The 1,131-nt window shown below is 56.1% G+C and carries 1 rRNA gene; it reads right to left on the bottom strand.

The features are described from left to right. Window positions 1-1,131 (bottom strand): 23S ribosomal RNA (locus ABZS71_RS35670); the annotation flags it as partial.

Here is a 1,131-nt window from a genome sequence, read left to right as displayed (position 1 = left end):
TGCCCTTGGCAGGACAACTGGCACACCAGAGGTTCGTCCGTCCCGGTCCTCTCGTACTAGGGACAGCCCTTCTCAAGACTCCTACGCGCACAGCGGATAGGGACCGAACTGTCTCACGACGTTCTAAACCCAGCTCGCGTACCGCTTTAATGGGCGAACAGCCCAACCCTTGGGACCGACTCCAGCCCCAGGATGCGACGAGCCGACATCGAGGTGCCAAACCATCCCGTCGATATGGACTCTTGGGGAAGATCAGCCTGTTATCCCCGGGGTACCTTTTATCCGTTGAGCGACGGCGCTTCCACAAGCCACCGCCGGATCACTAGTCCCGACTTTCGTCCCTGCTCGACCCGTCGGTCTCACAGTCAAGCTCCCTTGTGCACTTACACTCAACACCTGATTGCCAACCAGGCTGAGGGAACCTTTGGGCGCCTCCGTTACTCTTTAGGAGGCAACCGCCCCAGTTAAACTACCCACCAGACACTGTCCCTGATCCGGATCACGGACCCAGGTTAGACATCCAGCACGACCAGAGTGGTATTTCAACAATGACTCCCCCTGAACTGGCGTCCAGAGTTCACAGTCTCCCACCTATCCTACACAAGCCGAACCGAACACCAATATCAAGCTATAGTAAAGGTCCCGGGGTCTTTCCGTCCTGCTGCGCGAAACGAGCATCTTTACTCGTAATGCAATTTCACCGGGCCTATGGTTGAGACAGTCGAGAAGTCGTTACGCCATTCGTGCAGGTCGGAACTTACCCGACAAGGAATTTCGCTACCTTAGGATGGTTATAGTTACCACCGCCGTTTACTGGCGCTTAAGTTCTCAGCTTCGCCACACCGAAATGTGACTAACCGGTCCCCTTAACGTTCCAGCACCGGGCAGGCGTCAGTCCGTATACATCGCCTTACGGCTTCGCACGGACCTGTGTTTTTAGTAAACAGTCGCTTCTCGCTGGTCTCTGCGGCCACCACCAGCTCCGGCAGTAAATGCCTTCACCAGCAATGGCCCCCCTTCTCCCGAAGTTACGGGGGCATTTTGCCGAGTTCCTTAACCATAGTTCACCCGAACGCCTCGGTATTCTCTACCTGACCACCTGAGTCGGTTTAGGGTACGGGCCGCCATGAA

Origin of the sequence: Streptomyces sp. NPDC005393, assembly GCF_040606675.1 — a bacterium.
Classification (GTDB): domain Bacteria; phylum Actinomycetota; class Actinomycetes; order Streptomycetales; family Streptomycetaceae; genus Streptomyces.
This window is presented reverse-complemented; position numbering and strand designations above follow the sequence as displayed.